This window comes from Plantactinospora sp. CNZ321 (assembly GCF_004217235.1).
On record NZ_SHKQ01000001.1, the window covers coordinates 6,138,878 to 6,165,255 of the forward strand.

Annotated in this window: 25 protein-coding genes; 10 read left to right on the forward strand and 15 right to left on the reverse strand. The window is 72.4% G+C overall.

Annotated elements, in window-relative coordinates; genetic code table 11:
* Nucleotides 1-78: 78 nt before the first annotated feature.
* From EV371_RS26535 to EV371_RS26585, 11 genes are all read right to left on the reverse strand, one after another.
* Nucleotides 79-2,346 carry an EAL domain-containing protein gene (locus tag EV371_RS26535; protein WP_130464458.1) on the reverse strand — a complete coding sequence of 756 codons (2,268 nt, stop codon included), beginning with the start codon at nt 2,344-2,346 and terminating at the stop codon, nt 79-81.
* Nucleotides 2,347-2,527: 181 nt separating this feature from the next.
* A complete protein-coding gene (gene ligA / locus EV371_RS26540; RefSeq protein WP_130464459.1) occupies nt 2,528-4,657 on the reverse strand; it encodes an NAD-dependent DNA ligase LigA in 2,130 nt (709 codons plus the stop codon).
* 110 nt (nt 4,658-4,767) lie between these two features.
* Nucleotides 4,768-5,829, reverse strand: a complete 1,062-nt coding sequence (locus EV371_RS26545; protein WP_130464460.1) for an ADP-ribosylglycohydrolase family protein — start codon at nt 5,827-5,829, stop codon at nt 4,768-4,770.
* Between the two features lie 59 nt (nt 5,830-5,888).
* A complete protein-coding gene (locus EV371_RS26550) occupies nt 5,889-6,257 on the reverse strand; it encodes a VOC family protein (RefSeq protein WP_130464461.1) in 369 nt (122 codons plus the stop codon).
* A 35-nt stretch (nt 6,258-6,292) separates the two neighbouring features.
* Entirely contained in the window at nt 6,293-7,240 is a 948-nt protein-coding gene (locus tag EV371_RS26555; RefSeq protein WP_130466233.1) for a uroporphyrinogen decarboxylase/cobalamine-independent methonine synthase family protein, read from the reverse strand.
* Between the two features lie 129 nt (nt 7,241-7,369).
* Entirely contained in the window at nt 7,370-8,449 is a 1,080-nt protein-coding gene (mnmA, locus tag EV371_RS26560) for a tRNA 2-thiouridine(34) synthase MnmA (protein ID WP_130464462.1), read from the reverse strand.
* Between the two features lie 45 nt (nt 8,450-8,494).
* Nucleotides 8,495-9,673, reverse strand: a complete 1,179-nt coding sequence (locus EV371_RS26565) for an aminotransferase class V-fold PLP-dependent enzyme (protein WP_130464463.1) — start codon at nt 9,671-9,673, stop codon at nt 8,495-8,497.
* A 63-nt stretch (nt 9,674-9,736) separates the two neighbouring features.
* On the reverse strand, nt 9,737-10,696 hold the full coding sequence (locus EV371_RS26570; RefSeq protein WP_130464464.1) for an electron transfer flavoprotein subunit alpha/FixB family protein: 960 nt from the start codon (nt 10,694-10,696) through the stop codon (nt 9,737-9,739).
* A 28-nt stretch (nt 10,697-10,724) separates the two neighbouring features.
* A complete protein-coding gene (locus tag EV371_RS26575) occupies nt 10,725-11,504 on the reverse strand; it encodes an electron transfer flavoprotein subunit beta/FixA family protein (protein ID WP_130464465.1) in 780 nt (259 codons plus the stop codon).
* Nucleotides 11,505-11,768: 264 nt separating this feature from the next.
* Nucleotides 11,769-12,176 carry a hypothetical protein gene (locus EV371_RS26580; RefSeq protein WP_130464466.1) on the reverse strand — a complete coding sequence of 136 codons (408 nt, stop codon included), beginning with the start codon at nt 12,174-12,176 and terminating at the stop codon, nt 11,769-11,771.
* On the reverse strand, nt 12,173-12,994 hold the full coding sequence (locus EV371_RS26585; RefSeq protein WP_130464467.1) for a GNAT family N-acetyltransferase: 822 nt from the start codon (nt 12,992-12,994) through the stop codon (nt 12,173-12,175). The genes EV371_RS26580 and EV371_RS26585 overlap by 4 nt, the downstream gene beginning before the upstream one ends.
* Before the next feature lie 42 nt (nt 12,995-13,036).
* Here EV371_RS26585 and EV371_RS26590 point away from each other — a divergent pair, with 42 nt between their 5' ends.
* From EV371_RS26590 to EV371_RS26605, 4 genes are all read left to right on the forward strand, one after another.
* The gene (locus EV371_RS26590; protein WP_130464468.1) at nt 13,037-13,429 is read left to right on the forward strand and encodes a DUF202 domain-containing protein; all 393 of its coding nucleotides are present in this window, start codon (nt 13,037-13,039) and stop codon (nt 13,427-13,429) included.
* On the forward strand, nt 13,426-13,758 hold the full coding sequence (locus tag EV371_RS26595) for a DUF202 domain-containing protein (RefSeq protein WP_130464469.1): 333 nt from the start codon (nt 13,426-13,428) through the stop codon (nt 13,756-13,758). Before EV371_RS26590 ends, EV371_RS26595 begins: the two co-directional genes overlap by 4 nt.
* A gap of 27 nt (nt 13,759-13,785) precedes the next feature.
* Nucleotides 13,786-14,196 carry a PLDc N-terminal domain-containing protein gene (locus tag EV371_RS26600; protein ID WP_130464470.1) on the forward strand — a complete coding sequence of 137 codons (411 nt, stop codon included), beginning with the start codon at nt 13,786-13,788 and terminating at the stop codon, nt 14,194-14,196.
* 200 nt (nt 14,197-14,396) lie between these two features.
* On the forward strand, nt 14,397-16,325 hold the full coding sequence (locus EV371_RS26605; RefSeq protein WP_130464471.1) for a hypothetical protein: 1,929 nt from the start codon (nt 14,397-14,399) through the stop codon (nt 16,323-16,325).
* Between the two features lie 103 nt (nt 16,326-16,428).
* On the opposite strand, the gene EV371_RS26610 is transcribed toward EV371_RS26605, so the two are convergent.
* Together EV371_RS26610 and EV371_RS26615 are read right to left on the reverse strand one after the other, a co-directional pair.
* A complete protein-coding gene (locus tag EV371_RS26610; protein ID WP_130464472.1) occupies nt 16,429-18,051 on the reverse strand; it encodes an acetolactate synthase in 1,623 nt (540 codons plus the stop codon).
* Between the two features lie 144 nt (nt 18,052-18,195).
* Nucleotides 18,196-18,969, reverse strand: a complete 774-nt coding sequence (locus tag EV371_RS26615; protein ID WP_130464473.1) for an enoyl-CoA hydratase-related protein — start codon at nt 18,967-18,969, stop codon at nt 18,196-18,198.
* A gap of 167 nt (nt 18,970-19,136) precedes the next feature.
* Between EV371_RS26615 and EV371_RS26620 the strand changes: the two genes are divergently transcribed.
* The 6 genes from EV371_RS26620 to EV371_RS26645 all read left to right on the forward strand — a co-directional run bounded on the left by EV371_RS26620 (nt 19,137) and on the right by EV371_RS26645 (nt 24,617).
* Complete coding sequence (locus EV371_RS26620; RefSeq protein WP_130466234.1) at nt 19,137-19,610, forward strand: DUF6232 family protein; 474 nt, start codon at nt 19,137-19,139, stop codon at nt 19,608-19,610.
* An 86-nt stretch (nt 19,611-19,696) separates the two neighbouring features.
* The gene (locus EV371_RS26625) at nt 19,697-20,587 is read left to right on the forward strand and encodes a hypothetical protein (RefSeq protein ID WP_130464474.1); all 891 of its coding nucleotides are present in this window, start codon (nt 19,697-19,699) and stop codon (nt 20,585-20,587) included.
* A 188-nt stretch (nt 20,588-20,775) separates the two neighbouring features.
* The gene (locus tag EV371_RS26630) at nt 20,776-22,095 is read left to right on the forward strand and encodes an ABC transporter substrate-binding protein (protein WP_130464475.1); all 1,320 of its coding nucleotides are present in this window, start codon (nt 20,776-20,778) and stop codon (nt 22,093-22,095) included.
* Nucleotides 22,096-22,115: 20 nt separating this feature from the next.
* On the forward strand, nt 22,116-23,078 hold the full coding sequence (locus tag EV371_RS26635) for a carbohydrate ABC transporter permease (protein WP_130464476.1): 963 nt from the start codon (nt 22,116-22,118) through the stop codon (nt 23,076-23,078).
* On the forward strand, nt 23,075-24,016 hold the full coding sequence (locus EV371_RS26640; RefSeq protein WP_130464477.1) for a carbohydrate ABC transporter permease: 942 nt from the start codon (nt 23,075-23,077) through the stop codon (nt 24,014-24,016). Before EV371_RS26635 ends, EV371_RS26640 begins: the two co-directional genes overlap by 4 nt.
* A gap of 118 nt (nt 24,017-24,134) precedes the next feature.
* On the forward strand, nt 24,135-24,617 hold the full coding sequence (locus tag EV371_RS26645) for a DUF6232 family protein (RefSeq protein ID WP_130464478.1): 483 nt from the start codon (nt 24,135-24,137) through the stop codon (nt 24,615-24,617).
* Nucleotides 24,618-24,620: 3 nt separating this feature from the next.
* Here the strand turns inward: EV371_RS26645 and EV371_RS33555 are convergent, their stop codons facing one another.
* Together EV371_RS33555 and EV371_RS26650 are read right to left on the reverse strand one after the other, a co-directional pair.
* Entirely contained in the window at nt 24,621-24,791 is a 171-nt protein-coding gene (locus EV371_RS33555; protein ID WP_165436838.1) for a hypothetical protein, read from the reverse strand.
* A gap of 422 nt (nt 24,792-25,213) precedes the next feature.
* Complete coding sequence (locus EV371_RS26650) at nt 25,214-26,299, reverse strand: hypothetical protein (protein ID WP_130464479.1); 1,086 nt, start codon at nt 26,297-26,299, stop codon at nt 25,214-25,216.
* Nucleotides 26,300-26,378: the final 79 nt, after the last annotated feature.

Here is a 26,378-nt window from a genome sequence, read left to right on the forward strand (position 1 = left end):
CTCAGCGAGTCTATTTGTCCCACCGAGCGCCGCCGTCCCCGGCTCCCCCGGCTCCCCTGACGGTCCGGGGTGCGGCGTTCACTCCACGCTCGGATGCAGCCGGGCCGCCGCCTCGGCCCTGGCCGGGCCGCCGTGCTGTCCGGCCCGGCCAACGTCCCGTCCGGGGTGGCCACGATCGCGTCCGGGATGGCCACCGTCACGTCCGGGGTGGGCAGCGTCGCGTCGGGCACGGCCGCCGGTGCCGGTCCGCCCCGCGCCGGGCGGGTCGGCCTCGCCGGCACCGGTCCGGGCGGCGGGGGTGATCGGCCGGTACCGGGCGAGCCAGGTGACCAGGTCCTCCGCCGGCATCGGTCGGGCGAAGAACCAGCCCTGCGCCGCCTCGCAGCCGGCCTCGTGCAGCAGCCGCCAGGTGCGCTCGTCCTCGACACCCTCGGCGACGACCCGCAGCCCCAGGGCACCGGCCAGTTCGATCACCGACCGGACGATCGCCGCGTCGTCGGCGTCGGCCACCATCCCGAGTACGAACGACCGGTCGACCTTCACCTCGGCCAGCGGCAGCCGCCGCAGGTGCTGCATCGACGAGTAGCCGGTGCCGAAGTCGTCGAGCGAGATCGCCACCCCGATCCGGTCCAGCCGGGAGATGGTGGCCAGCACCCGGCGGGGGTCGGCCATCAGCGCTCCCTCGGTCATCTCCAACTGGATCCGGGACGGCGGTACGCCGTACCGGGCGAGCCGCTCCGCGAGCTGGTCGGCGATCTCCCCGGTGTGCAGGTCGCGGACGCTGACGTTGACCGAGGCCCGCAGCTCCAACCCGGCGGCGGACCACTTCGCGAGCTGCTCCACCACGTCGTCGACGACCCGGCGGGTCAGCAGCCGCATCACCGCGCTCTGCTCGGCGACCCGGATCAGCTCCTCCGGGTCGACCATGCCGCGCCGGGGGTGCCGCCAGCGCAGCAGCGCCTCCACCCCGACCACCTCACCGGTGGCGATCGCGATCTGCGGCTGGTAGTAGAGGGTGATCTCACCCGCGTCGTCGGCCCCGGTCTCCAGCACCCGGCGCAGGTCGGCCAGGAGGCTCAGCCGTTCCGCCGAGTTGTGGTCGGACTCGGCGGCGTAGACCGCGACCGGGTCGCCACGGTGCTTGGCCTCGTACATCGCCACGTCGGCATGGCGCATCAGGGTGGCGAAGTCTGCGCCGTGCTCGGGGTAGAGCGCGATCCCGATCGAGCCGTCGACGTCCAGCGGCAGCCCGTCCAGCGGTACCGGTTCGGTCAGCTCCCCGACCACCCGGTCGGCGACCCGCCGGGCGTCGGCGACCCCGTCGAGCCGGGTGGCCAGGATGGCGAACTCGTCCCCGCCGAGCCGGGCGATCACGTCCGGTGGGCGTACGACGGCGGTCAGCCGGGCCGCGACCTCGACCAGCAGCCGGTCCCCGACGGCGTGTCCGAGCGCGTCGTTGACGTGCTTGAAGCGGTCCAGGTCGAGCAGGAGCAGCGCGAGCTGCCCGCCGGGCGCCTGCCTGCCGTGCAGCTCGGCGTGCGCCGCCACCTGCTCGGTCACCTCGGCGAGCAGCGCCTCGCGGTTGGCCAGCCCGGTCAGCGGGTCCTGCCGGGCGAGCTGTTCCCGTTCGGCGGAGAGCCGGGCCATCCGGGAGACGGCGTAGAGCGGCAGCACCACCATCGGTACCAGCGCCGGGCTGGTCCGGGCGGCGGCGACCAGCACCGGGGCGAGCAGCAGCAGCGACCCGGTGGCGAGCAGTTCGAAGCCGAGCCCCTGCCGGAACCGGGTCCACCACCGACCGCCGAAGCGCAGCCGGACGGCGCTGGCGACCAGGCCGTGGTTGACGGTCAGCCAGGCGCCCGCCGCGCCGATCGCGACGAGTACGTCGAGTGGGCGGAGCCGGCCGGTCACCGCGTACCCGTCGCCGGGTGCGAGCCGGACGACCGCGTCGGCGGCGGCGAGTGCGCAGGCGTACTGGGCGATGTTGAAGACAGTGCGCCAGAGCGCGTACCGCATCCGCCAGCCGGAGACCAGGACGGCGGCGGCCTGCACCGCGATGGCCGGGCCCGGTCCCCACTCCAGGGCGATGGCGAAGGTGAAGCAGATGGACGGGAAGACGGACATGCTCCGCCGTTCCGCGTACGGGCTGAACGGGCGGGCGTCGAAGGTGACCGCGAGGGCCGCCATCAGCCAGAACGCCAGCGGCAGCCCGGACAGCTCGCCGGGCAGGGCGAGCAGCGACCCGGCGGAGACCCCGACGGCCAGGCCGACGACAGCCCAGACGAAGCCGAAGAACGGCGCCGTCCGATCTGGAGGAACGGAGTTCCGCAGCACGGCGGCCTCCATGTGACCTCCCGAGCCTCTCGGTCTGGGCGCGGCGGGTGCCGCGCGACGTGCCTCCCATGAAACGCCCTGACCCGCACCGTACGGGAGACGACAGACGCGAATCGGGCCTAGTCGTGACTAACTTGAAATACGACGCATCTTGCCCAGACGGTTCCGTCACAGAGTGCTGACTGACCCATCACTAATCGTCACTGACTACGAGCCTACCCGCGGCCTCCGGCCCCTCCGCGAGCAGCGCCGCGAAGCCGGCCTCGTCGAGCATAGGCACCTTGAGGGCGGCAGCCTTCTCCGCCTTGGACCCAGGGTTGTCGCCGACCACCACGAAGTCGGTCTTCTTCGAGACGGACCCGCTGACCTTGCCACCCCGGGTCCGCACCTCCTCGGCCGCCCGGTCCCGGGTGTACGTCGACAGTGTCCCGGTCACCACCACGGTCAACCCCTCCAACGGGCGCGGACCCTGCTCGATCCGCTCCTCGGCCATCCGTACGCCCGCCTCGGCCCACTTCCGCAGCACCTCGCGGTGCCAGTCCACCTCGAACCACTCCCGCAGGCTGACCGCGATCGTCGGCCCGACACCGTCCACCGCCGACAGTTCCGGCTCACCGGCCGCCCTGATCGCGGCGATCGAACCGAACTCCCGGGCCAGCGCCTCGGCCGCGGTCGGCCCGACATGCCGGATCGAGAGCGCCACCAGCACCCGGGCCAACGGCCGGTCCTTCGCGGCGGCGAGACTCACCAGCAGCTTCTGCGCGTTCCGGCCCAGTGTGCCGTCCTTGCGGACGAAGAACGGCACCCGGGCCAGCCGCTCCTCGTCCAGACCGAAGAGGTCACCCTCGTCGGTGATCACTCCTGTGTCGAGCAGCGCACCGACCGCCTTGAAGCCGAGCACCTCGATGTCCAGCGCCTCCCGGCTGGCCAGATAGAAGATCCGCTCCCGCAGCTGGGCGGGGCAGGTCCGGGCGTTCGGGCAGCGGATGTCGACGTCGCCCTCCCGGGAGGGTGCCAGCGCGGTACCGCAGGCCGGGCAGCGGGTCGGCATCACGAACTTCCGGGCGCCCTCCGGCCGCAGCTCCACGATCGGCCCCAGCACCTCCGGGATCACGTCACCGGCCTTGCGGATCACCACCGTGTCGCCGATCAGCACGCCCTTGCGGTCCACCTCGTGCGCGTTGTGCAGGGTCGCCCGGGCCACCGTCGAGCCGGCCACCTTCACCGGCCGCAGCTCCGCGAACGGGGTCACCCGACCGGTCCGGCCGACGTTCACCTCGATGTCGAGCAACTCGGTGGTGACCTCCTCCGGCGGGTACTTGAAGGCGATCGCCCAGCGCGGCGCCCGGCTGGTCGAGCCGAGCCGGCCCTGGATGGCGACCGGGTCGACCTTCACCACCACCCCGTCGATCTCGTGCTCGACGTCGTGCCGGTGCGCGGCGTAGTACTCGATGTAGTCCCGGATGCCCGCCAGGTCCGCCACCACCCGCCATCGGTCGCTCGTCGGCAGCCCCCAACCGCGCAGTGCCGCGTACGCCTCGGACTGGGCGGCCGGGATGAATCCCTGCCGCGCCCCCAGCCCGTGGACGACCAGTCGCAGCGGCCGGCTCGCCGTGATCCGTGGGTCCTTCTGCCGCAGGCTGCCCGCCGCCGCGTTGCGCGGGTTGGCGAACGGCGGCTTCCCCTGCTCGACCAGCCCCGCGTTCAGGTCGGCGAAGGCGGCCACCGGAAAGTAGATCTCGCCCCGCACCTCCAGCAGCTCGGGAATCTCCCGGACGCCGTCGGCGAGCCGCTCCGGCACCTCCTTCAGGGTGCGTACGTTGGCGGTGACGTCCTCGCCGACCCGGGTGTCGCCCCGGGTGGCCGCCCGGACCAGCCGGCCCCGCTCGTAGACGAGGTTGATCGCCAGCCCGTCGACCTTCAGCTCGCACAGGAAGTCCACCGGACCGCCCGCGTCCCGCTCGATCCGCTCCACCCACCCCGTGAGCTGCTCCGGGGTGAAGGCGTTGTCCAGCGACATCATCCGCTCGATGTGCGGCACGGGGGTGAAGAGCGTCGAGAAGGTACCGCCGACCCGCTGGGTGGGCGACTCCGGGGTACGCAGCGCCGGATAGCGCTCCTCCAGCGCCTCCAGCTCGCGCAGCAGGGCGTCGAACTCGGCGTCGGAGACGATCGGCGCGTCGAGCACGTAGTACCGGTACTGGTGGTCGGTGATCTCGGTGCTCAGCTCGGCGTGCCGGTCCCGTGCCTCGGCGGTCGGCTCCTCGCCGGCCGCCGCCTCCTGCTCGGGACCGACACCCCGCGGGATCGCTTCCTCGGACACCTCGACCTCCTCGACCTCCCCGCAAACCTAACCGCTGTGCAAGGAAGGGCCGCCCGTTATCGCTGCCGGTGGTAGAAGAGCCCTCTCCTGACCGGTGGGGCGGGCGGGGGTCAGTTCCAGGCGGCGCCGAGGGTGTGGAGCTGGTCGGCGTACTCGATCCGGTCGGGCCAGCCGGCCGGCCAGGCCGCCATCCCGTACGCCGCGCCGACGAACGCGCCGGCCAGGCAGGCGATCGAGTCAGAGTCGCCGGAGGTGGTGGCGCCGCGGGCCAGCGCCGACACCGGGTCGTCGGAGTGTCGGATCGCGCAGAACAGGGCGGTGGCCAGTGCCTCCTCGGCGATCCAGCCCGCACCGGTGGCCGCGCAGGCGTCGGTGCCGTCGTCCGGCCCGGCCAACGCCGCGTCCAGCGCGTCGAGCACGCCGAGACACTCGTCCCAGCCCCGGGCGATGAAGGTGACCGGGTCGTCGACGCCGGGCCGCTGCCACAGGTCGCCGAGCCAGTCCGCCCGGTAGACGGTGCGCTGCCGCTCGGCCCGGTCACGCAGCAGGCCGGGCAGCTCGGCCAGTGCGGCGCCGTCCCGCAGCACCCGGACCGCGTACGCGGTCAGCTCGCTCGCGGCGAGCCCGGTCGGGTGGCCATGGGTCAGCCCGGCCTGCAACTGGGCGACTCCGGCCAGCGTCTCCAGGTCGTAGCCCGGGACCAGGCCGACCGGGGTGACCCGCATGTTCGCGCCGCACCCCTTCGAGCCGGCGACCGTCGCCGCCTGCCATGACAGCCCGTCGGCCAACCCGCCGCAGGCGCGCAGGCAGGTCATCCCCGGGGCGCGGTTGTTCTCCGGACTGTGCGCCCAGGCCACGAACCGCTGCCGCAGCAGCGGCTCCAGCACCTCGGGCGTGACCGCCGGGCCGGCGTCGTGCAGCGCCCAGCCGACCGCCAGCCCCAGCTGGGTGTCGTCGGTGACCAGGGCCGGCCGCCCGACCAACTCACGCGGGCCGGCCGGGCCGTATCGCCGCTGGATCTCGTCGACCGGCAGGAACTCGGTCGGTGCGCCGAGCGCGTCACCGTAGGCCAACCCGAACAGCGAACCGGAGGCGCGGGCGGCGGCAGCCGGCGACGCGGACGGGGATACCGCGCCCGGCAAGGGGGGTGGGACGGCGAGTGGATCATGCATGGCCGCCATCCTCCCGGGGCGGGCCCGGCATCGCCACCCCGCCGGTCCGGGCGGTCGGGTCAGTCGTCCCAGCAGAGGCAGAACGGGTGGCCGACCGGGTCGGCGTAGACCCGCCAGCCCTGGCCAGAGCCGGTCAGCCGGGTGGCGCCGAGCGCCAGCACCTTCGCCTCCGCCGCCTCGACGTCGTCGACGGTGACGTCCAGGTGGAACTGCTGGGGGCGGCTCGGGTCGGGCCAGCGCGGCTCCCGCAGGTTGACCGCCTTCTGGAAGGCAAGCCGGGGATGTTGTCCGGGGTCACCGCCGAGCACGACCCAGCCGTCCTCGGCGCTTCGGTCGTCGACGGGCAGCCCGAGCAGCTCGGCATAGAAGCCGGCCAGGGCACGGGGGTCGGGACAGTCGATTACGACGGTACGGAGTCGACCTATCATGCGGACATCCTGCCCCAGGGGTGGGACAGGAAAACCTAGTCCTCGGCGAGTCGGCGGCCGGCGTCCCGGCAGGCGGTGAGGACGGCCCGGGCGTACTCGTGGGTGGCGCCGGCCAGCCCGCAGGCAGGGGTCACCACCACCTGCTCGGCGAGCCGGGCGCGGGGAAAGCCGAGCCGGTCCCAGAGCTGGCGTACCCGATCGGCGACCCCGGCCGACGACGGCCCGCGCCCGCCCTGCGGCGGCAGCGTCGGTGCCGCCCCGGCGAAGAGGCCGAGCCCGGCGTCGATCGCCTCGCCGACCGGGTCGAGCCGGTCCACCAGGGCCAGGTCGAGCGCGACCGCGACCGCACCGGTGGCCCGGACCAGGTCCAGCGGTACGTCCCGGGCACAGCAGTGCAGCACCACCGGCGCGTCGACCGCCGACACCACCGTACGGAGCAGCCCGGTCGCCGTCGCCGGCTCGACCGGCCGGTACGTCCCCAACCCGCTCTCGGTCGGAATCCGCCCGGCCAGTACGGCGGGCAGCGCCGGCTCGTCCAGTTGCAGCAGCACCGTGGCCCGGGGCAGCCGGCGGCGGACCTGCGCCACGTGCGCGCGCAGCCCCTCGGCGAGCGACTCGGTCAGCTCCCGGACCGCGCCCGGGTCGCGGAGCAGCCAGCCGCCGGCCGGCCGCTCGACGTTGGCGGCCAGGGTGAGCGGGCCGGCCGCCTGGACCTTGAAGGTCCCGGTGAACTCGCCGGCCTGCTCCGTCATCTGGTCCAGGTCACGTTCCAGCAGGTCGAGGGCGCGGCGCAGGTCCCGGCCCGGACGGCCGGCGATCCGCCACCGGGCGGCGTACAGCTCGACCGGCAGGTCCACCAGCAGCCCGCCGCTGCGGCCCACCAGGTCGGCGCCGGGTCCCCGGGCGGGCAGCTCGGGCAGGTGCGGCAGGGCCAGCTCGCCGAGCACGACCCGCTGGGCCTCGGCGATGTCGGTGCCGGGCATCGAACCGATGCCGGACGCCGCACCGGCCGGCCACGGCCACGCCGCCCCGGTCGCCGCCGTCGGTTCCACCGGTTGCTCGGACTGCCCCTGTCGATCGGTCACCTCGGCAGGTTACTCCCCGGCGCCGGCTCAGCCGGCGGCGCTGATGGTGGCGGAGCCGAGCACGACATCACCGCCCGGGTCGGGCCGGTACGCCACGATCGCCTGTCCGGCCGCCACCCCCCGCACCGGCTCGCGCAGTTCGGCGTGCAGCGCCGTGCCGTCCAGCCGGACCGTCGCCGGCACCACCTGGCCGTGCGCCCGCAACTGCACCTCGCAGTCGAGGGCACCGGCCGGCGCCGGCCCACCGGTCCAGACCGGGCGCTCGGCGGCCACCGTGGACACCTCCAGCGCCTCGGCCGGGCCCACCGTCACGGTGTTGGTCTTCGGGGTGATCGAGAGCACGTACCGGGGCTTTCCGTCCGGGGCCGGCACGCCGAGCGCCAGCCCCTTGCGCTGCCCCACCGTGTAGGCGTAGGCACCGCTGTGCGCGCCGACCACCGCACCGGTCCGGGCGTCGACGATCTCTCCGGGTGCCTCGCCCAGCCGGTCGGCGAGGAACCGCCGGGTGTCGCCGTCGGCGATGAAGCAGATGTCGTGCGAGTCGGGCTTGTCGGCGACCGCCAGGCCACGGCGGGCCGCCTCGGCGCGTACCTGTGCCTTGGTCGAGTCGCCGAGCGGGAAGATCGACCGGTCGAGCTGCTGCCGGGTCAGCACCGCCAGCACGTACGACTGGTCCTTGTCGAGGTCGACGCTGCGCCGGAGCAGCCCGTCCGGACCGAGCCGGGCGTGGTGCCCGGTGACCACCGCGTCGAAGCCGAGCGCCACCGCCCGGTCCAGGACGGCGGCAAACTTGATCTTCTCGTTGCACCGCAGGCAGGGGTTCGGGGTACGCCCCGCCGCGTACTCCGCGACGAAGGTCTGCACCACGTCTTCGTGGAACCGGTCGGCCAGATCCCACACGTAGAACGGGATGCCGAGCACGTCCGCCGCCCGCCGGGCGTCCCGGGAGTCCTCCAGGGTGCAACAGCCCCGGGCGCCGGTCCGGTAGGTCTGCGGATTGCGCGCCAGCGCCAGGTGTACGCCGGTGACGTCGTGTCCGGCCTCCACCGCCCGCGCGGCGGCGACCGCCGAGTCGACCCCGCCGGACATCGCTGCCAGTACCCTCACCGGTCCATCCCCTTCACCCGACGAGCGTAACCGGCCCGCGGCGCCTCAGCTCCGGGCGGACTTCACCGCGCCCGCCCGGCGGGCCCGCTCGACCACTCCGGGCAGCGCGGCGACCAGCGCGTCGACGTCGGCGGCGGTCGAGGTGTGCCCGAGGGAGAATCGCAGGGACGACCGGGCCCGGTCGTCGTCGGCACCCATTGCCAGCAGCACGTGCGAGGGCTGGGCCACCCCGGCCGAGCAGGCCGACCCGGTCGAGCAGGCGATCCCCTGCGCGTCGAGGAGCATCAGCAGGGCGTCTCCCTCGCATCCGGGGAAGGAGAAGTGCGCGTTGCCGGGCAGCCGGTCGGCCGGATCGCCGTTGTAGAGCGCCTCCGGCACCGCCTGCCGGACCCGGGCCACCAGGTCGTCGCGGAGCGCGGCGACCCGGGCCGCGTACTCCTGCTGGGTCTTGACCGCGACCTCGACCGCGACGGCGAACGCGACGATCCCGGCCGCGTCCAGGGTGCCGGACCGGACGTCCCGCTCCTGCCCGCCGCCGTGCAGCACCGGTGTGCAGGCGACGTCCCGGCCGAGCAGCAGCGCGCCGACTCCGACCGGCCCGCCGAGCTTGTGCCCGCTGAAGGTCAGCGCGGCGACCCCGCTGGCCGCGAAGTCGACGGGTACCTGGCCGACCGCCTGCACCGCGTCGGTGTGGAACGGGATGCCGTACGCGGCGGCCACCTCGGCCAGCGCGGCGACCGGCTGGACCGTGCCCACCTCGTTGTTCGCCCACATGGCGGTGACCAGGGCCACCTCGTCGGCGTGCGCGTCGAGTTCGGCCGCCAGCCGGTCCGGGTCGAGCCGGCCCGCCTGGTCGACCGGCAGCCAGCTCGCGGTCGCCCCGTCGCGGGCGGCCAGCCACTCGATCGAGTCCAGCACCGCGTGGTGCTCGACCGCGCTGGCCACCACCCGGGTACGGCCGGGGCCGGCGGCCCGGCGCGCCCAGAAGATGCCCTTGACCGCGAGGTTGTCGCTCTCGGTCCCGCCCCCGGTGAAGACCACCTCGGACGGCCGGGCGCCGAGGGCGGCGGCGACCCGCTCGCGGGACTCCTCCACCCGGCGCCTGGCCCACCGTCCGGCGGCGTGCAGTGACGACGGGTTGCCGACCTCGCGGGCGGTCGCGACGTACGCCTCCAACGCCTCGTCGAGCATCGGAGTCGTGGCCGCGTGATCAAGGTAAGTCATCAGCATCCAGCCTAGTGCCAGAACCTGGCCCGCCGGCTCGACCACCCGCCCGCGCCCCGGCGGTTACCGCCGTCGGCGGATCTCCTCGGCGGCCTGCGGTACGACCTTGAGCAGGTCACCGACCACACCGAAGTCGGCCAGCTCGAAGATCGGCGCCTCGGCGTCCTTGTTCACCGCGACGATCGTCTTCGAGGTCTGCATGCCGGCCCGGTGCTGGATCGCGCCGGAGATGCCGAGCGCCACGTAGAGCTGCGGTGAGACGGTCTTACCGGTCTGTCCCACCTGGAACTGGTGAGGATAGAAGCCGGAGTCGACCGCCGCCCGGGACGCGCCCACCGCGCCGCCGAGCAGGTCGGCCAGCTCCTCGACCAGCTTGAAGTTGTCGGCGTTGCCGACGCCGCGCCCGCCGGAGACCACCACCGACGCCTCGGTCAGCTCCGGCCGGCTGCCCTTCTGCTCGGCCACCCGGTCGACCACCCGGGCCAGCCTGTCGGCCTCGCCGAGCGCGACGTCGAGCTGCTCGACGGTGGGCGTGGCGGCGGCCGGGCTCGGGGTGACCGAGTTCGGCCGCAGGGTCACCAGCGGCAGGCCCCGGGTCACCTTCGAGGTGACGATGGTCGAGCCGGCGAAGACGACCTGGGTGGCGGTGCCGTCGGCGGCCAGCCCGACCACGTCGGTGAGTACGCCGTTGTCCAGTTTGACCGCCAGCCGGGCGGCGATCTCCTTGCCCTCCTGGCTGGAGGCGAGCAGCACGGCGGCCGGCTGTACCCGGCGGACCAGCTCGGCCAGCACGGTCGCCTTCGGCGCCACCAGGTAGCCGTCGATCTCCTCGTGCTCGGCCGCGTAGATCTTCTCCGCGCCGTACTCGCCCAGCCGGTCGCCGAGCGCGGCCGCGGCGCCGGGACCGCCGAGCACCACCGCGGCCGGCGTACCCAGCTCGCGGGCGAGGGTGAGCAGTTCGAGGGTCACCTTCTTGACGCCGAACTCGCGGGTCGCCTCGACGACGACGAGAACCTCGGTCATGACTTCTCCTCCTGATTCCCGGTCGCGCTCAGACGAACTTCTCGGTGGCGAGGTACTCGACCAGCTTCGTACCGCCGGTGCCGTCGTCGGTGACCCGCTCGCCGCCGGAGCGCTCCGGGCGGCGGCTGTGTTCGAGCACCGTGCTGGTGGCGCCGGCGAAGCCGACCTCGTCGGCGGCGATGCCCAGGTCGGCCAGGGAGAGCGTCTGCACCGGCTTCTTCTTGGCCGCCATGATGCCCTTGAAGGAGGGGTAGCGCGGCTCGTTGATGGTGTCCCAGACCGAGACCACGGCCGGGGTCGCGGCGGCGACCACCTCGTAGCCCTCCTCGGTCTGCCGTTCCACCGTGAGGTTGCCGCCCTCGACGGTCAGCTTGCGGGCGCCGGTCAGCGCGGCGATGCCGAGCCGCTCGGCCAGCATGTGCGGCATGACCTGCACCCGGCCGTCGGTCGACTCGGCGCCGCAGAGCACCAGGTCGGCACCGAGCTGGCCGAGGGCGGTGGCGAGCACCTTGGAGGTGGCCACCGCGCAGGAGCCGTGCAGGGCGTCGTCGAGCACGTGCACGGCCTTGTCCGGGCCCATCGACAGCGCCTTGCGGATCGACTCGCCGGCCTTCTCCGGGCCCATGGTCAGCACGGTCACCTCGCCGCCGTGCGCCTCCTTGATCCGCAACGCCTCCTCGATGGCGTACTCGTCCATCTCGTTGATGACGTTGTTTGCCGACCCCCGGTCGACGGTGTTGTCGTCACTGCGCAGGTTGCGGTCCGCGCCCGAGTCGGGCACCTGCTTGACGAGTACGACGATGTTCATCGCGCTTCGACGACCCTCCTGTGTATGGCGATCCCCGCCGATCGTGGCGATCTCGATCGTGGCGATCCGGCCGGGTTGCTCGGGAGCAGCCTCCCGTCTCCTTAACGATCGGTCAACCGACGACCGGCCACTCGGAGCCCGAGAGGGTGTGGCGTTCCTAACGGGCAATGTTACCCGCAAGTAGCATAGGGGTCGGGGAACCCCGGGGTGACCCGGCTCACCGTCCCCGGCACCGGATCAGCCGGCGGCGGCCCGGCACCCGGATCAGCCGGCCGCGTCCAACGCCTCCCGTACGCTGGCCAGCACCGCCGTCTCGTTCGGGCTGATCCCGTCGTGCGCCCGGGCCACCTCCTCGGCGGCCCGCAGCACCGCCGAGCGGTAGCTGGCCACCTCGTCGGGGACCCTCGACCGGAGGATCTCCACCGAGCGGCGCAGCGCGGGCAGCACCGCCGCCGACACCTCGTCCGGCGACCCGGCCGGCAACCGGGGCAGCGCACCGGTGGTGAGCAGCTCCCGGACCAGCCCGGTGGTGCCGGCGAAGGCGTCCGAGGCGGCCAGGCTCTCCCTGAGCATCGCGAACGCGCCCGGTTCGGCGCTCGACACCAGGAAGACCGCGCCGAAAGCGGCCCCCTTCAGGGTGGCCCGCTCCTCCTCGGTCAACGGTCGCGTCACGGGTTCGGAGTGTAGACGTACGGCGTGGTGGTGGTGACCGGGACGAAGCCGAGCCGCTGAAGAATCGGCCGGCTCTCCTCCGAGGCGTCCACCTGCAACAGACTGAAACCCCGGGCGTCGGCCAGCCGGGCCCGGTGGGCCAGCAGCGACCGGTAGATGCCCCGACGGCGCCAGTGCGGCAGCGTCGCCCCGCCCCACAGGGTGGCGAACCGGGTGCCGGAGACGAACCGGACCCAGGCGGCGCTGACCAGCTCGTCGTCGGTCTCGGCCACCACGATGGTCAGCGGCGGCTGGTCCAGCTCCGCACCGGCGGCCAACTCCCGCTCCAGCCCGTCGGCCAGCCAACGCCCGTCGTCGTCACCGCCCCAGACCCGCGCCTTCAGCTCCGCGATCCGGTCCAGGTCCGCCCGGGCGGTCACCTCGCGCAGGCGTACCCCCGCCGGCGGCACCGGCAGCGTCGCCGCCAGCGACGCGACCGGGCCGATCAGCACGGTCTCCCGCTCCTCCGGCACGAAACCGGCGGCCACCAGCCGGTCCGGCAGATCGGCCGGCAGGTCGTGACCGTGCAACTTCCACTCCACCGGCTGGCCGAGCCCGGCGAAGAGATCCCGCTGCCGTACGATCAACTCGTCCAGCGCGTCCCCGGTCAGTCCGGCCAGGTCGCGGTAGGTCAGAAAGCCGCCCCGGTCCAGCCCCTGGATCCGCAGCAGCGGGCCGTCCCGGTCGACCGTCACACCCGGCGGGACCGGCTCGGGCGGGCGGGCCCGCAACTGGTTGTCGTAGGCCGTGCGCAGCAAATCGGCGTCGATGTCGCTCACCCGCCCAGGTTACGGGCGATGTCCACCCGATAATCTTCGAACGTGTACCAGTCGGTCCGGCGGTGGTTCGACCCGCGCGAGTTGCGGCAGGTCGGCGAGACGCCGGACTACCGCTTCTCGCTCGCCAACGAGCGCACCTTCCTGGCCTGGCTCCGCACCGGCCTGGCGCTGGTCGCCGGCGGGCTCGCCATCGCGCAGTTCCTCCCGCCGCTGCCGGTACCGCACCTGCGGGAGGCGCTCGCCGTGGCACTGCTGCTGCTCGGCGGCGTGGTGGCGGTGCGGGCGGTCGACCACTGGGCGCGTACCGAGCGGGCCATCCGGCTCGGCGAGGAGCTTCCCGCCTCGCGGTTTCCCGCCGTACTCGCCCTGCTGATCGGGCTCGGCGCGGTACTCCTCGTGGTGGCGGTGCTGATCCAGGCCGCCGGAGACCAGTGAGCCCGCGACGGGCCGGGCCGGCGCATCCGCCGCCGCCGGAGCGGGACGCCGGGCTGTCCGGCGAGCGGACCAGGCTGGCCTGGCGGCGCAGCGTACTGACGGTCGGGGTGGTGGCGGTGCTCACCGCCCGGCTGGCCCTGATGAACGGGACGATCGGGGTGCTGGTCACCGCCCTGGCCGGGCTGGGCTGGCTCGGCGTACTGGTGGTGGCCTTTCCGCGCTCCGCCGGCCGCGGCGACCCACCCGGGCCCGCGCTACCGGTGATCGCCCTGGTCACCGTCGGTTTCGCCGCACTCGGCCTGCTGCTGGTCCTGACGTCGGTGCGCTGAGGCGATCGGGTACGTCATCATGGCCAGATGGTCCGCCTCTACGCGCTCCTCGCCATCGGACAGCTCATCCTGGCCGTCTTCGCTCTGATCAGCTGCCTGTCGGCCGAGGACGACGAGATTCGTGCGCTTCCCCGGTTCGCCTGGGTCCTGATAATCCTCTTCTTCCCGCTGGTCGGCTCGATCGCCTGGTTCGTCGCCGGCCGTCCGGTCAGCCCGGAACGGTCGGCCACCGGCAACCGCCCGGCGGGTCGTCGGGACCGCCAGCCCTCGCTGGCCCCCGACGACGATCCGGAGTTCCTCCGTTCTCTGGACGAGAAGCGGTCGAAGCAGGACCGCGAACTGCTCGACCGCTGGGAGCAGGACCTCCGGCGCCGGGAGGAGGATCTGCGCCGCCGCAACAGCCAGCCGCCCCGGGAAGAGGACAAGCCGGACGTCTGAAAGACAAGCCGGACGTCTGACCGGTAGCCGGCGACCGACTGCCGGCGACCGACTGACCCGCGGGACCGCCACCGGATGGTGCGGAGTCCGCCGTTCCGGGGACCTGCGGCCGACAGCGGCCGTAGCATGGCCCAGACCGGTGCCACCACCCCTCGCACCGCTGTTCGGCGCGGCCGCGCCCGGGGCGAAGGACGACAGGCATGACACACGGGGTGGTGACCGGGCCGGCATGGCCAGCGGACGGCTCGCCGGAACCCGACGACCGCCGGCCGGACCGGCCGGGGTGGGTCGAGGGCTCGCCGGCCAGGCTCGGCGGGCTGACCTTCGGACTGGCCCAGGCGGTACTGCTGTTCTGGTGGGCCGCCCGCTATCCCGGCCTGTTCAGCCCGGACTCGCTCGACCACGTCTGGCAGGCCACCACCAGCAACTGGAACACCCACCACCCGGTCAGCTACACCGCACTCGTCTGGTTGTCGGTGCGGCTCACCGGCGGGATCGGCGCGCTGACCCTGGTGCAGACCACCGCCCTGGCGGCCGGCCTGGCGTACGCGGTCACCGGTCTGCGCCGGATCGGGGGGCCGGCCTGGGCCTGGGGCACGGCGGCGCTGGTGGTGGTCGCGCTGCCCCCGGTCGGCACCTTCACGGTCTGCGTCTGGAAGGACGTGCCCTTCGTCGTCTGCCACGTCTTCCTGCTCGGCACGGTGGCCCGGATGCTCGCCACCCGCAGGCCGGAGGTCACCGGTGCGCGGACGCGGACGCCCGGTCGCGGTCCGGAGGCCGGCTGGTCCGGCCGGGCGGACTTCGGTGCCGTCGTCCGGCACGCCGCACCCGCGCCGCGCACGGCCGGACGTCCGACCGGGAACGCCCGGCGGATGTCGTGGGCCCTGCCCGGCATCCTCGCCGCCGAACTGACCCTGAGCTGCCTGTTCCGGCAGAACGGCTTCGTGGTGGCGTCGATCGTCGCGGTGCTGCTGGCCCTGCTGCTGCGCGGGGTGGCTCTCCGGGTCCTGCTGGCCGGGGTGCTGGCCACCACGGTCGGGCTGCTGACCAACTGGACCCTGCTGCCCGCCCTCGGAATACGGGACAGCGAGTCCATCGTGGCCTACGAGGCCTTTCTCGCCGACCTCGCGATCGGGTACGCCGAGCGCCCCGCCGACTTCCCCGCCGCCGATCTTGCCCTGCTGACCCAGGTGGCACCGTTGGCGCACTGGCGCCAGTCGGCGGACTGCTACACCGTCGACTCCACCGTCTACCACCCCGACTTCGACCGTCGGGCCGCGGCGGCGCACCACGACGAACTGCTGTCCGCCTGGTGGCGGCTGGTACGCCGTTCGCCGGAGGCTGTGCTTGCCGCCCGGATCTGCCGGAGCTCGATCGCCTGGCGCCCCACCCCGGCCGGCGGGCTACGAGCCAATCCGACCGCCTGGGCACTGCCGGTCTACCTGGAGCGGGATTCGAGGTTCCAGCGGGCCGAGGTGCTGGCCGTAGCGTACAGCCGGCCGCTGGCCGAGCAGGTCAGCGACGTGGCCGACGTGCTCTCCAGTCGGGTCGGCAAGCCCGAGTGGCTGCTCTGGCGCGGCGCGACCTGGGCGTACCTGGCGTACCTGACGGTCGGGCTGCTGGCCTGGCGCCGGCGGGACCGGGCACTGCTGGCCCTGGCCACGCTGAGCCTCGGCAACCAGCTCTCGGTACTGGCCGTCAACAACGCACAGGCCGCCCGCTACATGGCCGCACCATTCGTACTCGGCGTACTGCTGCTGCCGCTGCTCGCCGCCCACCGTCCCGACCGGTCCGGCCCGGACGCCGGGCGGGCCTGGTGGGCCGGCGCCTCGGCCGATGCCGACCGGGAGCCGCCGCTCCGGGTCACCGACCTGACGGTGGTCGCCGACACCGGTACCGCCGGACCGACCGACCCTGCGCAGCAACCCGACCCGGCACAGCAACCCGACCGGGCGCCCCAACCCGACCCGGCACAGCAACCCGACCGGGCGCAGCAACCCGACCCAACCCACCAACTCGAGCTGCCCGACCGGGCCGACCGCGTCGACACGGCGGACGAGCCCGGGCTCCGGGAACCCCCGATCGGCCCGGCCGAGTGGTGGACCGACCCCGCCGACCGGTCCCGCTGACCGCCGGGCCGGGTCAGTTCGGGGCCAGGCCGGGCCGGGTCGGGGTCGGGGTCGGGGTCAGGCGAGGTTGGACGAGCGCGGGTAGGCGTCGGCCGGGTCGGGGTCAGGCGAGGTTGGACGAGCGCGGGTAGGCGTCGGCCGGGTCGGTCAGCACGTTGACCAGGTAGGGCACCCCGGCGTCGAACGCCCGCTCCAGCGCCGGGCCCAGGTCGGCCGCCTTCGCGACCGTCTCGCCGGCACCGCCGAGTGCGCTCACCACCTGGTCGTAGCGCAGCTCGGGCTGGAGGTCGGCGGCGACGTCGTAGCCGTACATGCCACGCATCGGGTGCTTCTCCAGGCCCCAGATGCCGTTGTTGCCGACCACGATCACCACCGGCAGCTTCTGCCGGACCAGCGACTCGACGTCCATCAGCGAGAAGCCGGCCGCGCCGTCGCCCATCAGCACGCAGATCTGCCGGTCCGGGTAGCTCACCCGGGCCCCCATCGCGTAGCCCATGCCGGTGCCGAGGCAGCCGTACGGGCCGGGGTCGAGCCAGGTGCCGGGCTGGGCCGGCTCCAGGTAGCGCCCGGCGTACGAGACGAAGTCGCCGCCGTCGCCGATCGTGACCGCGTCGGGGGCGAGCACCCGGCGCAGCTCGCCGTAGACCCGGGCCGGTTTGATCGGGTCGGTCTCGGCCGCCATCGCCGCCGCGTCCCTGGCCCGGGCGGCCTCCTCGGCGGTACGCAGCCCGTCGATCCACGACTCGTGCTCGGTGCGGTCACCGGAGTACTCGGCGAAGGCTGTCAGGGTCAGCCGCAGGTCGCCAGCGGGGCTCACCGCCGGCTCGACGTGCCGGGCCCGCTGGCTCGGCGCGTCCACGACGTGCACCACCCGGGCGTCGCCGAAGTCACCGAAGCCGAGCCGGAAGTCGAGCGGGGTACCGACCACCATGACCAGGTCGGCGCCGGCGAGCGCGGCCCGGCGGGCCTTGGCGAAGCCGAGCGGATGACCGGGCGGCAGGGCGCCCCGCCCCATCCCGTTGGTGAAGACGGGGACCCGGAGCGCCTCGGCGGCGGCCCGCAGCGCCTCGACGGCGTCCCCGGCGTAGACGTCGGAGCCCGCGATGATCACCGGACGTTCGGCCCCGGCGATCAGCCGGACCGCCCGGTCCACCTCGTCCGGGTCCGGCTCGACGGGTCCGATCGCCGGTCCGGTCGGCGGTTCCGCGTCACCGGTGGAGAAGATCACCTCAAGCGGCAGGTCGAGGAAGACCGGGCCCCGGTGCGGGGTCAGCGCCGTGTCGAGCGCCCCGGCGACCGCACCGGGTACGTCGTCGGTCGACAGGACCGTGGCCGCGTGCTTGGTGACCGGGGCGACCAGCGGTACGTGGTCGATCTCCTGGAGACTGCCCGAGCCCCAGCGGAAGGCCGGGGCGCGTCCGCCGAGCACCAGCACCGGGGAGGCGTTGAAGAAGGCACTGGTCAGCCCGGAGATCCCGTTGGTGACCCCGGGACCGGCGGTGAGTACGGCCAATCCCGGCCGGCGCTGCAACTTGGCCACCGCCTCGGCGGCGAAGACGGCCGACTGCTCGTGCCGGACGTCGTAGATCGGAAAGTCGGTGCGGTGCGCCGCGTCGTAGAGCGGGAAGACGTGGCCGCCGGAGAGGGTGAACATCTCCCGCACGCCGTACGCCCGCAGGGCCGCCAGGGCCAGGTCGCCGCCGTGTCCTTCGATCCGTTCCGTCATCGCCGCTCCCGCCGCTCGTCCGCCGTGCTCGTCCGCCGTACCCGCCGCTCGCCCGCCGGGGTTCGTGCTCCTCGGCGGGGTTCCTGCGAGGTTACCGGCCGGTCGGAAAGCACATGAACAACACTCACCCGTCCCGGACGGCGATCATCGACCGGTGAAGTCGGGACGGCGCTTCTCGACGAAGGCGGCCATCCCCTCCCGGCGGTCGTCGGTGGCGAAGAGCGCGGCGAAGAGCTGGCTCTCCCAGGCCAGCCCGGAGGCGAGATCCATCTCCAGCCCGCCGTCCACGGCCTGCTTCGCCGCCCGCAGCGCCTGCGCCGGGCCGGTCAGGTACGGCCGGACCAGCGCCACCGCCTCGGCGTAGACCCGGTCGGCCGGAGCCACCCGGTCGGCGAGGCCGATCCGGAGCGCCTCGGCGGCGTCGACCATCCGGCCGGACATGATCAGGTCCTTGGCCCGGGCCGGGCCGACCAGCCGGGCCAGCCGCTGGGTGCCGCCCGCGCCGGGGATGATGCCGAGCTTGATCTCCGGCTGGCCGAGCTTCGCGTCCTCGGCGACCACCCGCCAGTCACAGGCCAGCGCCAGTTCGCAGCCGCCGCCGAGCGCGTACCCGGTGATCGCCGCGACCACCGGCTTCGGGATCCGGGCGAGCGCACCCAGCGCACTGGAGAGATCGGTGGCTCGCTGCGCCATGTCGACGTACGACATGTCGGCCATCTCCTTGATGTCGGCGCCGGCCGCGAAGACCTTCTCCCCGCCGTACACGATGACCGCGCGGACGTCCGGATCGGCGGAGACCGCACTGGCGGCGGCGCGCAACTCCTCCTGAACCTGGGTGTTCAGCGCGTTCATCGGCGGCCGGTCCAGCCGGATCGTGCCGATACCCTCGTTGGTGTCCACCCGGACCAAGTCGCCCACAGCCCACCTCCACGTCGCAGTCGCGAGGCTCACCCTAACGGGCGTTCGGCCACCCCCGGCAGGTCGGTGTGGATTCGGCGCGGCCCCTGCGGGGTACCGTTCGGGCGATACGCTGAGCACGTCGGAATCGGCCGAGCGGAACGACGATGACCACGTACGGAACGGCGATGACCACTTACTACGACGACCGCACGATACGGATCACCTCGGAGGCGATCCGGGTCGACGGTCGGGCATATCCACTGGTCGAGATCGCCCGGGTCTGGCACGTCCGGGGCGCCCGTTCCTGGGGAACCCTCGCCAACCGGGGCGCGCTGCTGGCCGGGCTCGCCGGCCCGCTGGTCGCCGCCGCGCTCGGCATCCTGATCGCGGTACGCCTGCACACGTCGCCGACCGCCACCATCGCGATCGTCGGCGTCTCGGTGCTGGTCGGGCTGGCCGCCGCCCCGATCGCCGACTACCTGCTCGAACATGTGGACCGCAGCTACGCGCGCGGCGCGCACCGGCTGGAGATCTGGGCGCAGTGCCGTGGGGTGCCGGTCCGGTTGCTGAGCACCGCCGACGCCCTGCGGTTCGGCCAGGTCTACCGGGCGTTGGAACGCGCCGTCGAGCAGGCCGCGACCCCCACCCGCAACCGCTGACCGACGGGAACGCGCTGACCGGCGAAAGCGCCGACTAGCCGTAAACCGTCACGTCGGGTGTCGTACCCGTCTCGTAACGTGCCCGCATGCCCAGTGCAGAACACGAGTCCCCGGTCGCCCTGGCAAAACTCGACCCGAGCCTGGTCGCCTGGCTACTCACGCACGTGTTCAACGTCAAGGTCCCCGACTACCACCACGCCCGCCCATACCCCACCGACGTACGAGTCCTGGTCCCCCGCACCTACCACGCAGACGGCATGCTGCTCTACTGCGACCCCACCGACCAGCCACTCCTCGCCGTCGTACTCGAAATCCAACGCCGCTGGGACGCCACCAAACGACGCACCTGGAAGCTCTACGTCGCCCATCTCGAAGCCGAACTGAACGTCGACGCCGCCCTACTGGTCTACTGCCCCAACCCACGAACCGCCCGCCGCTACCGCAGCCTGTTCGAGTTCGACGGACTGAGCCTGTCACTACGACCGTTGATCTTCACACCCAGCGACGTACCACTGGTCGTGGATGTCGACCTGGCCCGAACCAACCCCGCACTCGCCGTCCTCTCCGCCATCTGCCACGGCCACGACCCCCAGGTCGAAGCCACCTTCCCCGCCCTGATGGCAGCACTTCGCTCAGTCAATCCGAAGACCGCGATCTTGTACTATGACGTAGTACTGGCCGGACTGCCCGCAACAGCCCGGACCCGTTGGGAGGCCTTCATGACCACCACCGCCGGCTACGAATACCGCAGCGAACTACTGCGAGAACTCGCCGCCCGACACGAAGAGCAGGGCGAGGCGCGAGGTGAGGCCCGAGGTGAGGCCCGGGCGATTCTGACCGTGCTCGAAGGGCGCGGCGTGGACGTACCCGCCGAGGCCCGCGAGCAGATCCTCTCCTGCACCGACCTGACCCAACTCGACACCTGGCTACGCCGAGCCGGCAACGCCACCACCGTCGACGACGTCCTCGGCAAATAGCCGCCGCCAGCCGGCGCTGCCAGTTTGCTGGTGGCGATCGCGGACCACGGGCCGTCGATCCAGTACCAATTGATCTAAGTTCTTGACCCTCTTCCGCCTGCCCTCCTACTGTTGCGAGCAGGTTTCGTGCTTCGATAGGCCGCTGTGAAGCGGCGTCGATCCCACCCGCAGCGGCGCGAGGAGACACGATGGCGACTTTCCCGTCCGGCCCGGCCATTCCGCCTGCGGCCTCCCGCTCCGCGCGCCCCACGCTCGACCGGCGCCGCCTGCTCGGCGGTGCCGCGTACGCGGCCGGTGCGCTGGCCCTGCCCGTGGGGCTGGCCGGCTGTGAGAAGCCGACCGAGGGCGGCAGCGGCGGGACGGTGACCTTCGGCTCCAACTACTCCGACGAGGTGCCGAAGAAGGCGCTCGCCGAGGTGCTCGCCAACTCCGGGCTCGACGTGAAGATCAACACCGTCGACCACAACACCTTCCAGGAGAACATCACCCGCTACCTCCAGGCGACGCCGGACGACGTCTTCAGTTGGTTCTCCGGGTTCCGGATGCAGTACTTCGCCGCCCAGGGGCTGGCCACCGACATCTCCGACATCTGGCAGTCGATCGGCGGCGACTTCTCGGCCGCGATGAAGCAGGCTTCCACCGGTACCGACGGCAAGCAGTACTTCGTGCCGTTCTACTACTACCCGTGGGCGATGTTCTACCGGAAGAGCCTCTTCCAGGAGAAGGGCTACCAGATCCCGAAGACCTGGGACGACCTCAAGGCGCTGGCCGGGAAGATGCGCTCGGACGGGATCGTTCCGATCGCCATGGCCGACAAGGACGGCTGGCCCGCGATGGGCACCTTCGACTACATCAACATGCGCACCAACGGGTACGACTTCCACGTCAGCCTGATGGCCGGCAAGGAGTCCTGGGAGGACAGTCGAGTCAAGCAGGTCTTCACGCTCTGGCGGGAGCTGCTGCCGTTCTGCCAGCCGGGGGCGAACGGGCGGACCTGGCAGGAGGCGGCGCAGTCGCTGGGCCAGAAGCAGACCGGGATGTACCTGCTGGGCATGTTCGTCGGCCAGCAGTTCCAGGGTGAGATCGCGGACGACCTGGACTTCTTCCCGTTCCCGCAGATCGTCGAGGCGCACGGGCAGGACGCGGTCGAGGCGCCGATCGACGGCTTCATGATCTCCAGCAAGGTGAAGAACCTCGACGGGGCGAAGGACCTGCTCCGCTACCTGGCCAGCGCCGAGGCGCAGAACACCTACCTAAAGTCCGACCCGAACAACGTCGCCACGCACAACGGCGCCGACACCAGCGGCTACAGCGCACTGCAGAAGAAGGCGGTGGAGTTGGTCGGCGGTGCGAAGCAGATCTCCCAGTTCCTCGACCGGGACACCCGGCCGGACTTCGCCTCGACGGTGATGATCCCGTCGTTGCAGAGCTTCCTGAACAAGCCGGACGACATCGACGGGCTATGTAGCCGGATCGAGTCGCAGAAGAAGACCATCTTCGCCTCCTGAGGACTGAGGACAGGTCGCCGGTGACTCCGACCCCGACGGCACCGCCGGACCAGGCTGGGCGGGCTGCGGACGTACCCCGGTCGCCGGCCCGGCGTCGACGGCGCCGGATCGGCCGATTCACCCCGCGCGACATCGCGGTGATCGGGCTGCTGCTCGGCCTGCCGCTCCTGCTCGACCTGGTGCTGATCTGGGGTCCGACGCTGGCCTCGATCGGGCTCTCGTTCACCTCGTGGGACGGGCTGACCGAGATCCGGCCGGTCGGGCTGGAGAACTACGTCAACATCGTCAGCAACTATCCGCCGTTCTGGCCGGCGGTCCGACACAACCTGATCTGGCTCGCCTTCCTCGGCCTGGTCGCCACCCCGTTCGGGCTCTTCCTGGCGGTGCTGCTGGACCGGGAGATGCGGTTCACCCGCTTCTACCAGACCGCGTTCTACCTGCCGGTGGTGCTCTCGCTGGCGGTGGTCGGCTTCATCGCCCAGCTCGTCTTCTCCCGCGACTACGGTGCGGCGAACGCGATCCTGGGCCGGACCGACAACCCGATCGACTGGCTCGGCGACCCGTCGATCAACCTCTGGTCGGTGCTGCTGCTGGTCGGCTGGCGGCACGTCGGATACGTGATGCTGCTCTACCTGGCCGGGTTGAAGGCCGTCGACCCCGGGCTGAAGGAGGCGGCGTCGATCGACGGGGCGAACGAGGTACAGACCTTCTTCCGGGTGGTCTTCCCGACGCTCCGCCCGGTCAACGTGATCGTGCTGGTGATCACCGTCATCGAGGCGCTGCGCGCGTTCGACATCGTCTACGCGATCAACCGGGGGCGCAATGGTCTGGAGCTGCTCTCGGTGCTGGTCACCGACAACATCGTCGGGGAGGCCAGCCGGATCGGGTACGGGTCGGCGATCGCGGTGATCCTGCTGCTCATCTCCACCGGCTTCATCGCGGTCTACCTGGTGCAGGTCTTCCGGCGGGAGGACGGGGCATGAGCGCTGAAGTCGGCACTGCGGAGCGGGCCGCCGCCGGCCGGCGCGGGGCGACGGGGCCGGGCAGCCCGCGTCGGAAGCGGCCGGTGAGCCCGTGGCGGTGGGTGATCCGGGTCTTCCTCTGGGCGATGGCGCTGGGCTGGCTGGTGCCGCTGCTGCTGCCGCTCTACGCCTCGCTGCGGCCGTATGCAGAGACCGCCGCCGAGGGATACTTCTCGCTGCCGAAGACGCTGAACTTCGACTACTACGTGCAGGCGTGGCAGGGCGGCAACCTGCCCCAGCACTTCCTGAACACGCTGCTGGTGGCCGTGCCGGCGGTGCTGCTGACGCTCTTCTTCGCCTCGTTCGTGGCGTTCCTGATCTCGCGGCGCCGGCTGCCCGGCGGCCGGATGCTGCTGATCCTCTTCACCGCCGGCAACCTGCTGCCGCAGCAGGTGGTGCTGACCCCGCTCTACCTGATGTACACCAAGATTCCGCTGCCCTGGTGGATGAGCTGGCCGTCGGAGCTGGTCTACGACTCGTACTGGGGGATCATCGCGATCCACGTCGCGTTCCAGACCGGGTTCTGCGTCTTCGTGCTGAGCAACTACATGGACACCATCCCGCGCGAGCTGATCGAGGCGGCCACGGTCGACGGGGCCGGGGTGTGGCGGCAGTACTGGCGGGTGGTGCTGCCGCTGGTCCGGCCGGCGCTCGGCGCGCTCGGCACCCTGGAGTTCGCCTGGATCTACAACGACTTCCTCTGGGCGGTGGTGCTGATGTCCACCGGCGACAAGCTGCCGGTGACCAGCGCGCTGAACAACCTCCGGTCGGTCTACTTCACCGACTACAACCTGCTGGCCGCCGGGTCGATCCTGGTCGCCCTGCCGACACTGATCGTCTTCTTCGTGTTGCAACGGCAGTTCGTCGCCGGGCTGACGCTGGGTGCCAACAAGGGCTGATCCTCGGCGCCAACAAGGGCCGATCCGCAGCGCCGACAAGGGCCGACGCTCGGGCTGACCCGAATCCGACCGTCTGCGGCGGTGGCGCCGACAGCGGGCGCCGCGCTTTGCTGGAACGGTGACGCTCTATTACCGGGACGACACGGTACGGGTAACCTCCGAGACCATCCACGTCAACGGGCACAGCGTGCCGATCGCCGAGGTGTCCTACCTCTGGCACGCCCGAGGCCGGGGCACCGCCCGGACCCGGGGACGGCTCGCCGGGCGAGGAGTGCTCATCTTCCTGCTCTCGATCCCGCCGCTGGTGGTGATGGTCTGCGTACTGTCGCTGGCGTACTCGGCCCAGGACCGGGGCGAGTGGAAGCTGGCCGCGATCGTCCTGGCGGTCTGCGTCGTCGGTGCGCTGGCGCTCTTCCCGTTCCTGGAGGTGCCGCTCTACTGGCTCGACCGGTCGTACGAGCGCGGTGCGAAGGTGCAGGAGCTGTGGGTGCAGTACCGGGGCGAGGAGGTGATGCTGCTGCGCAGCTCGGACGCGCTGCGGTTCGGGCAGATATACCGGGCGATCCAGCGCGCCATCGAGCAGCACAGCCCGGAGCGGTGACGGTCAGCCGGCCGGGACCGGGACCAGGACAGTGGTGCCGGACCAGTCGATGTCCTCCTCGGCGACAACCTGCGCCGGCTCGCCGTCCTCGTCGAGTAGGCCGAGCGAGGCGTAGTAGCGACCGAATCCGTACGCCCCGGCGTACGTGTCGGGTGCGGAAGCCGGCAGGGTCAAGCTTCCGGTCGACCGGCTGGCCCAGTTCGTGCAGGTCTACGAGATCGAGCCGAACGAGGCGGCCGAGCGACCAGTCCTGCAGAAGCCGGGCCTCGCACGCACTACAGCCGTTCCGGCCCCGCGCGCACGCCCACGAGATCCGGTCGGTCAGCCAAACGAGCACAGACCGTGGTCGACCGGCTGCGACCGTGCCGATCTCTTCGCCAACGGTCTCGGCGATCACCTCCGGGGATCGACGCTTGCCTCCAAGATGGCACGCGCGCCGTCGACCGCATGGCGAAAGATCGGGGACAACATCCTGCCAATCTCGACATCCCAGTTCGCGTTCACGGGAGCCGCCATCGGCGACCCATCGCGGCGACCGGCTCACCCCGCCGGTGGAGTTGAGGCGTCCGAGCCCGACATCAATGGCTACGCTCCGTTCAGCAGGGGTTGGTGCTGGTCCTCGTCGCCGACTTGATCTCGCGCCCGTCCGGCAGAATGATCGCCACGTACCAGCGCTGGGTCGGCGGGCCGTCCGGCAGCCCGGTTTCGTACTCCGTGAACCGGGTGGGCCCGCCGTCCATCGGGGAGCCCGCCCAGTTGTCGTTGCCGAAGTCCATGCGCAGCCACGCCTCCTTTGCCCGGCTGGCATTGTGCAGTTGCGCGGTCACCCCGAGCCGGAAGCTCCCGCCGCTGCAGAACGGCGCGCTGCTCGCGGTGACGTACGGCTCGGCCTGGGCCGGGGCCTGGGTCGGCGTGGGGCGCTTGGTCGCGGTCGGCGGTCTGGTGGCGCGGGCCGGCGTGGTTCTGGCCGGGGGCCGGGCCCGGGGCGGGGTGGTCCGGACGACGCTGGGTGTGCCGCCGGCCGGCGGGGTGAGCGAGGGCAGCGGGGTGGCACCCAACGGTGGGAGAGGCACCGCGGGGACCGGCGGCGCCGCGCTCGGCGGTGCGGCAACGTCCCGTTCCGGCCGGGACGGCGCGGCGCCGAGCCAGGCCGCGACCGCGACCGCGATGACCACCAGTACGGCGGCTCCGACGACCAGACCGCCGGAAGACCGCGAGGAGTCGCCGGACCCGACGGAGGCGGTACCGGGTTCCGCCGTCCCGTCCGTCGCCGTCCCAGCCGTCGCCGTCCCAGCCGGCGGTGTCCGGGACACCCCGGCTGCCGTCGTGCCGTCAGCGCGGTCCACCGGTCCGGCCGCCGCATCGCCGGCGGGGTCACGCCCGGGTGCGGCGCTTTCGACATTGCCGGTCCGGTCCACACTTGATCCGCCGCTCGCGGAGTTGCCAGCCTGGTCCACACCGAATTCGGCGCTGGCGGAATTGCCGGGTCGGTCCACACTGGCTTCATCGCTGACCGGTGGATCGTCGGGAACCGCGGATGGCTCGCCGGCCGGGCGGCGACCGGGGTCCGCACCGGTGTCGCTGGCGCCCTCCAGCAGCCGCGCACCACAGGCCGGTTCCAGGCAGTAGGCCGAGTCGCTGTCGTCCACGGTGCCGCAGGCGGGGCAGACCTTGGTGGTCATCTCGCCAGTTCCTCCTGATGATTGGGCTGGTGCGGGGCGGCAACCGGGAGGCCGGGCGCTGACAGTGGATTGTATGGAC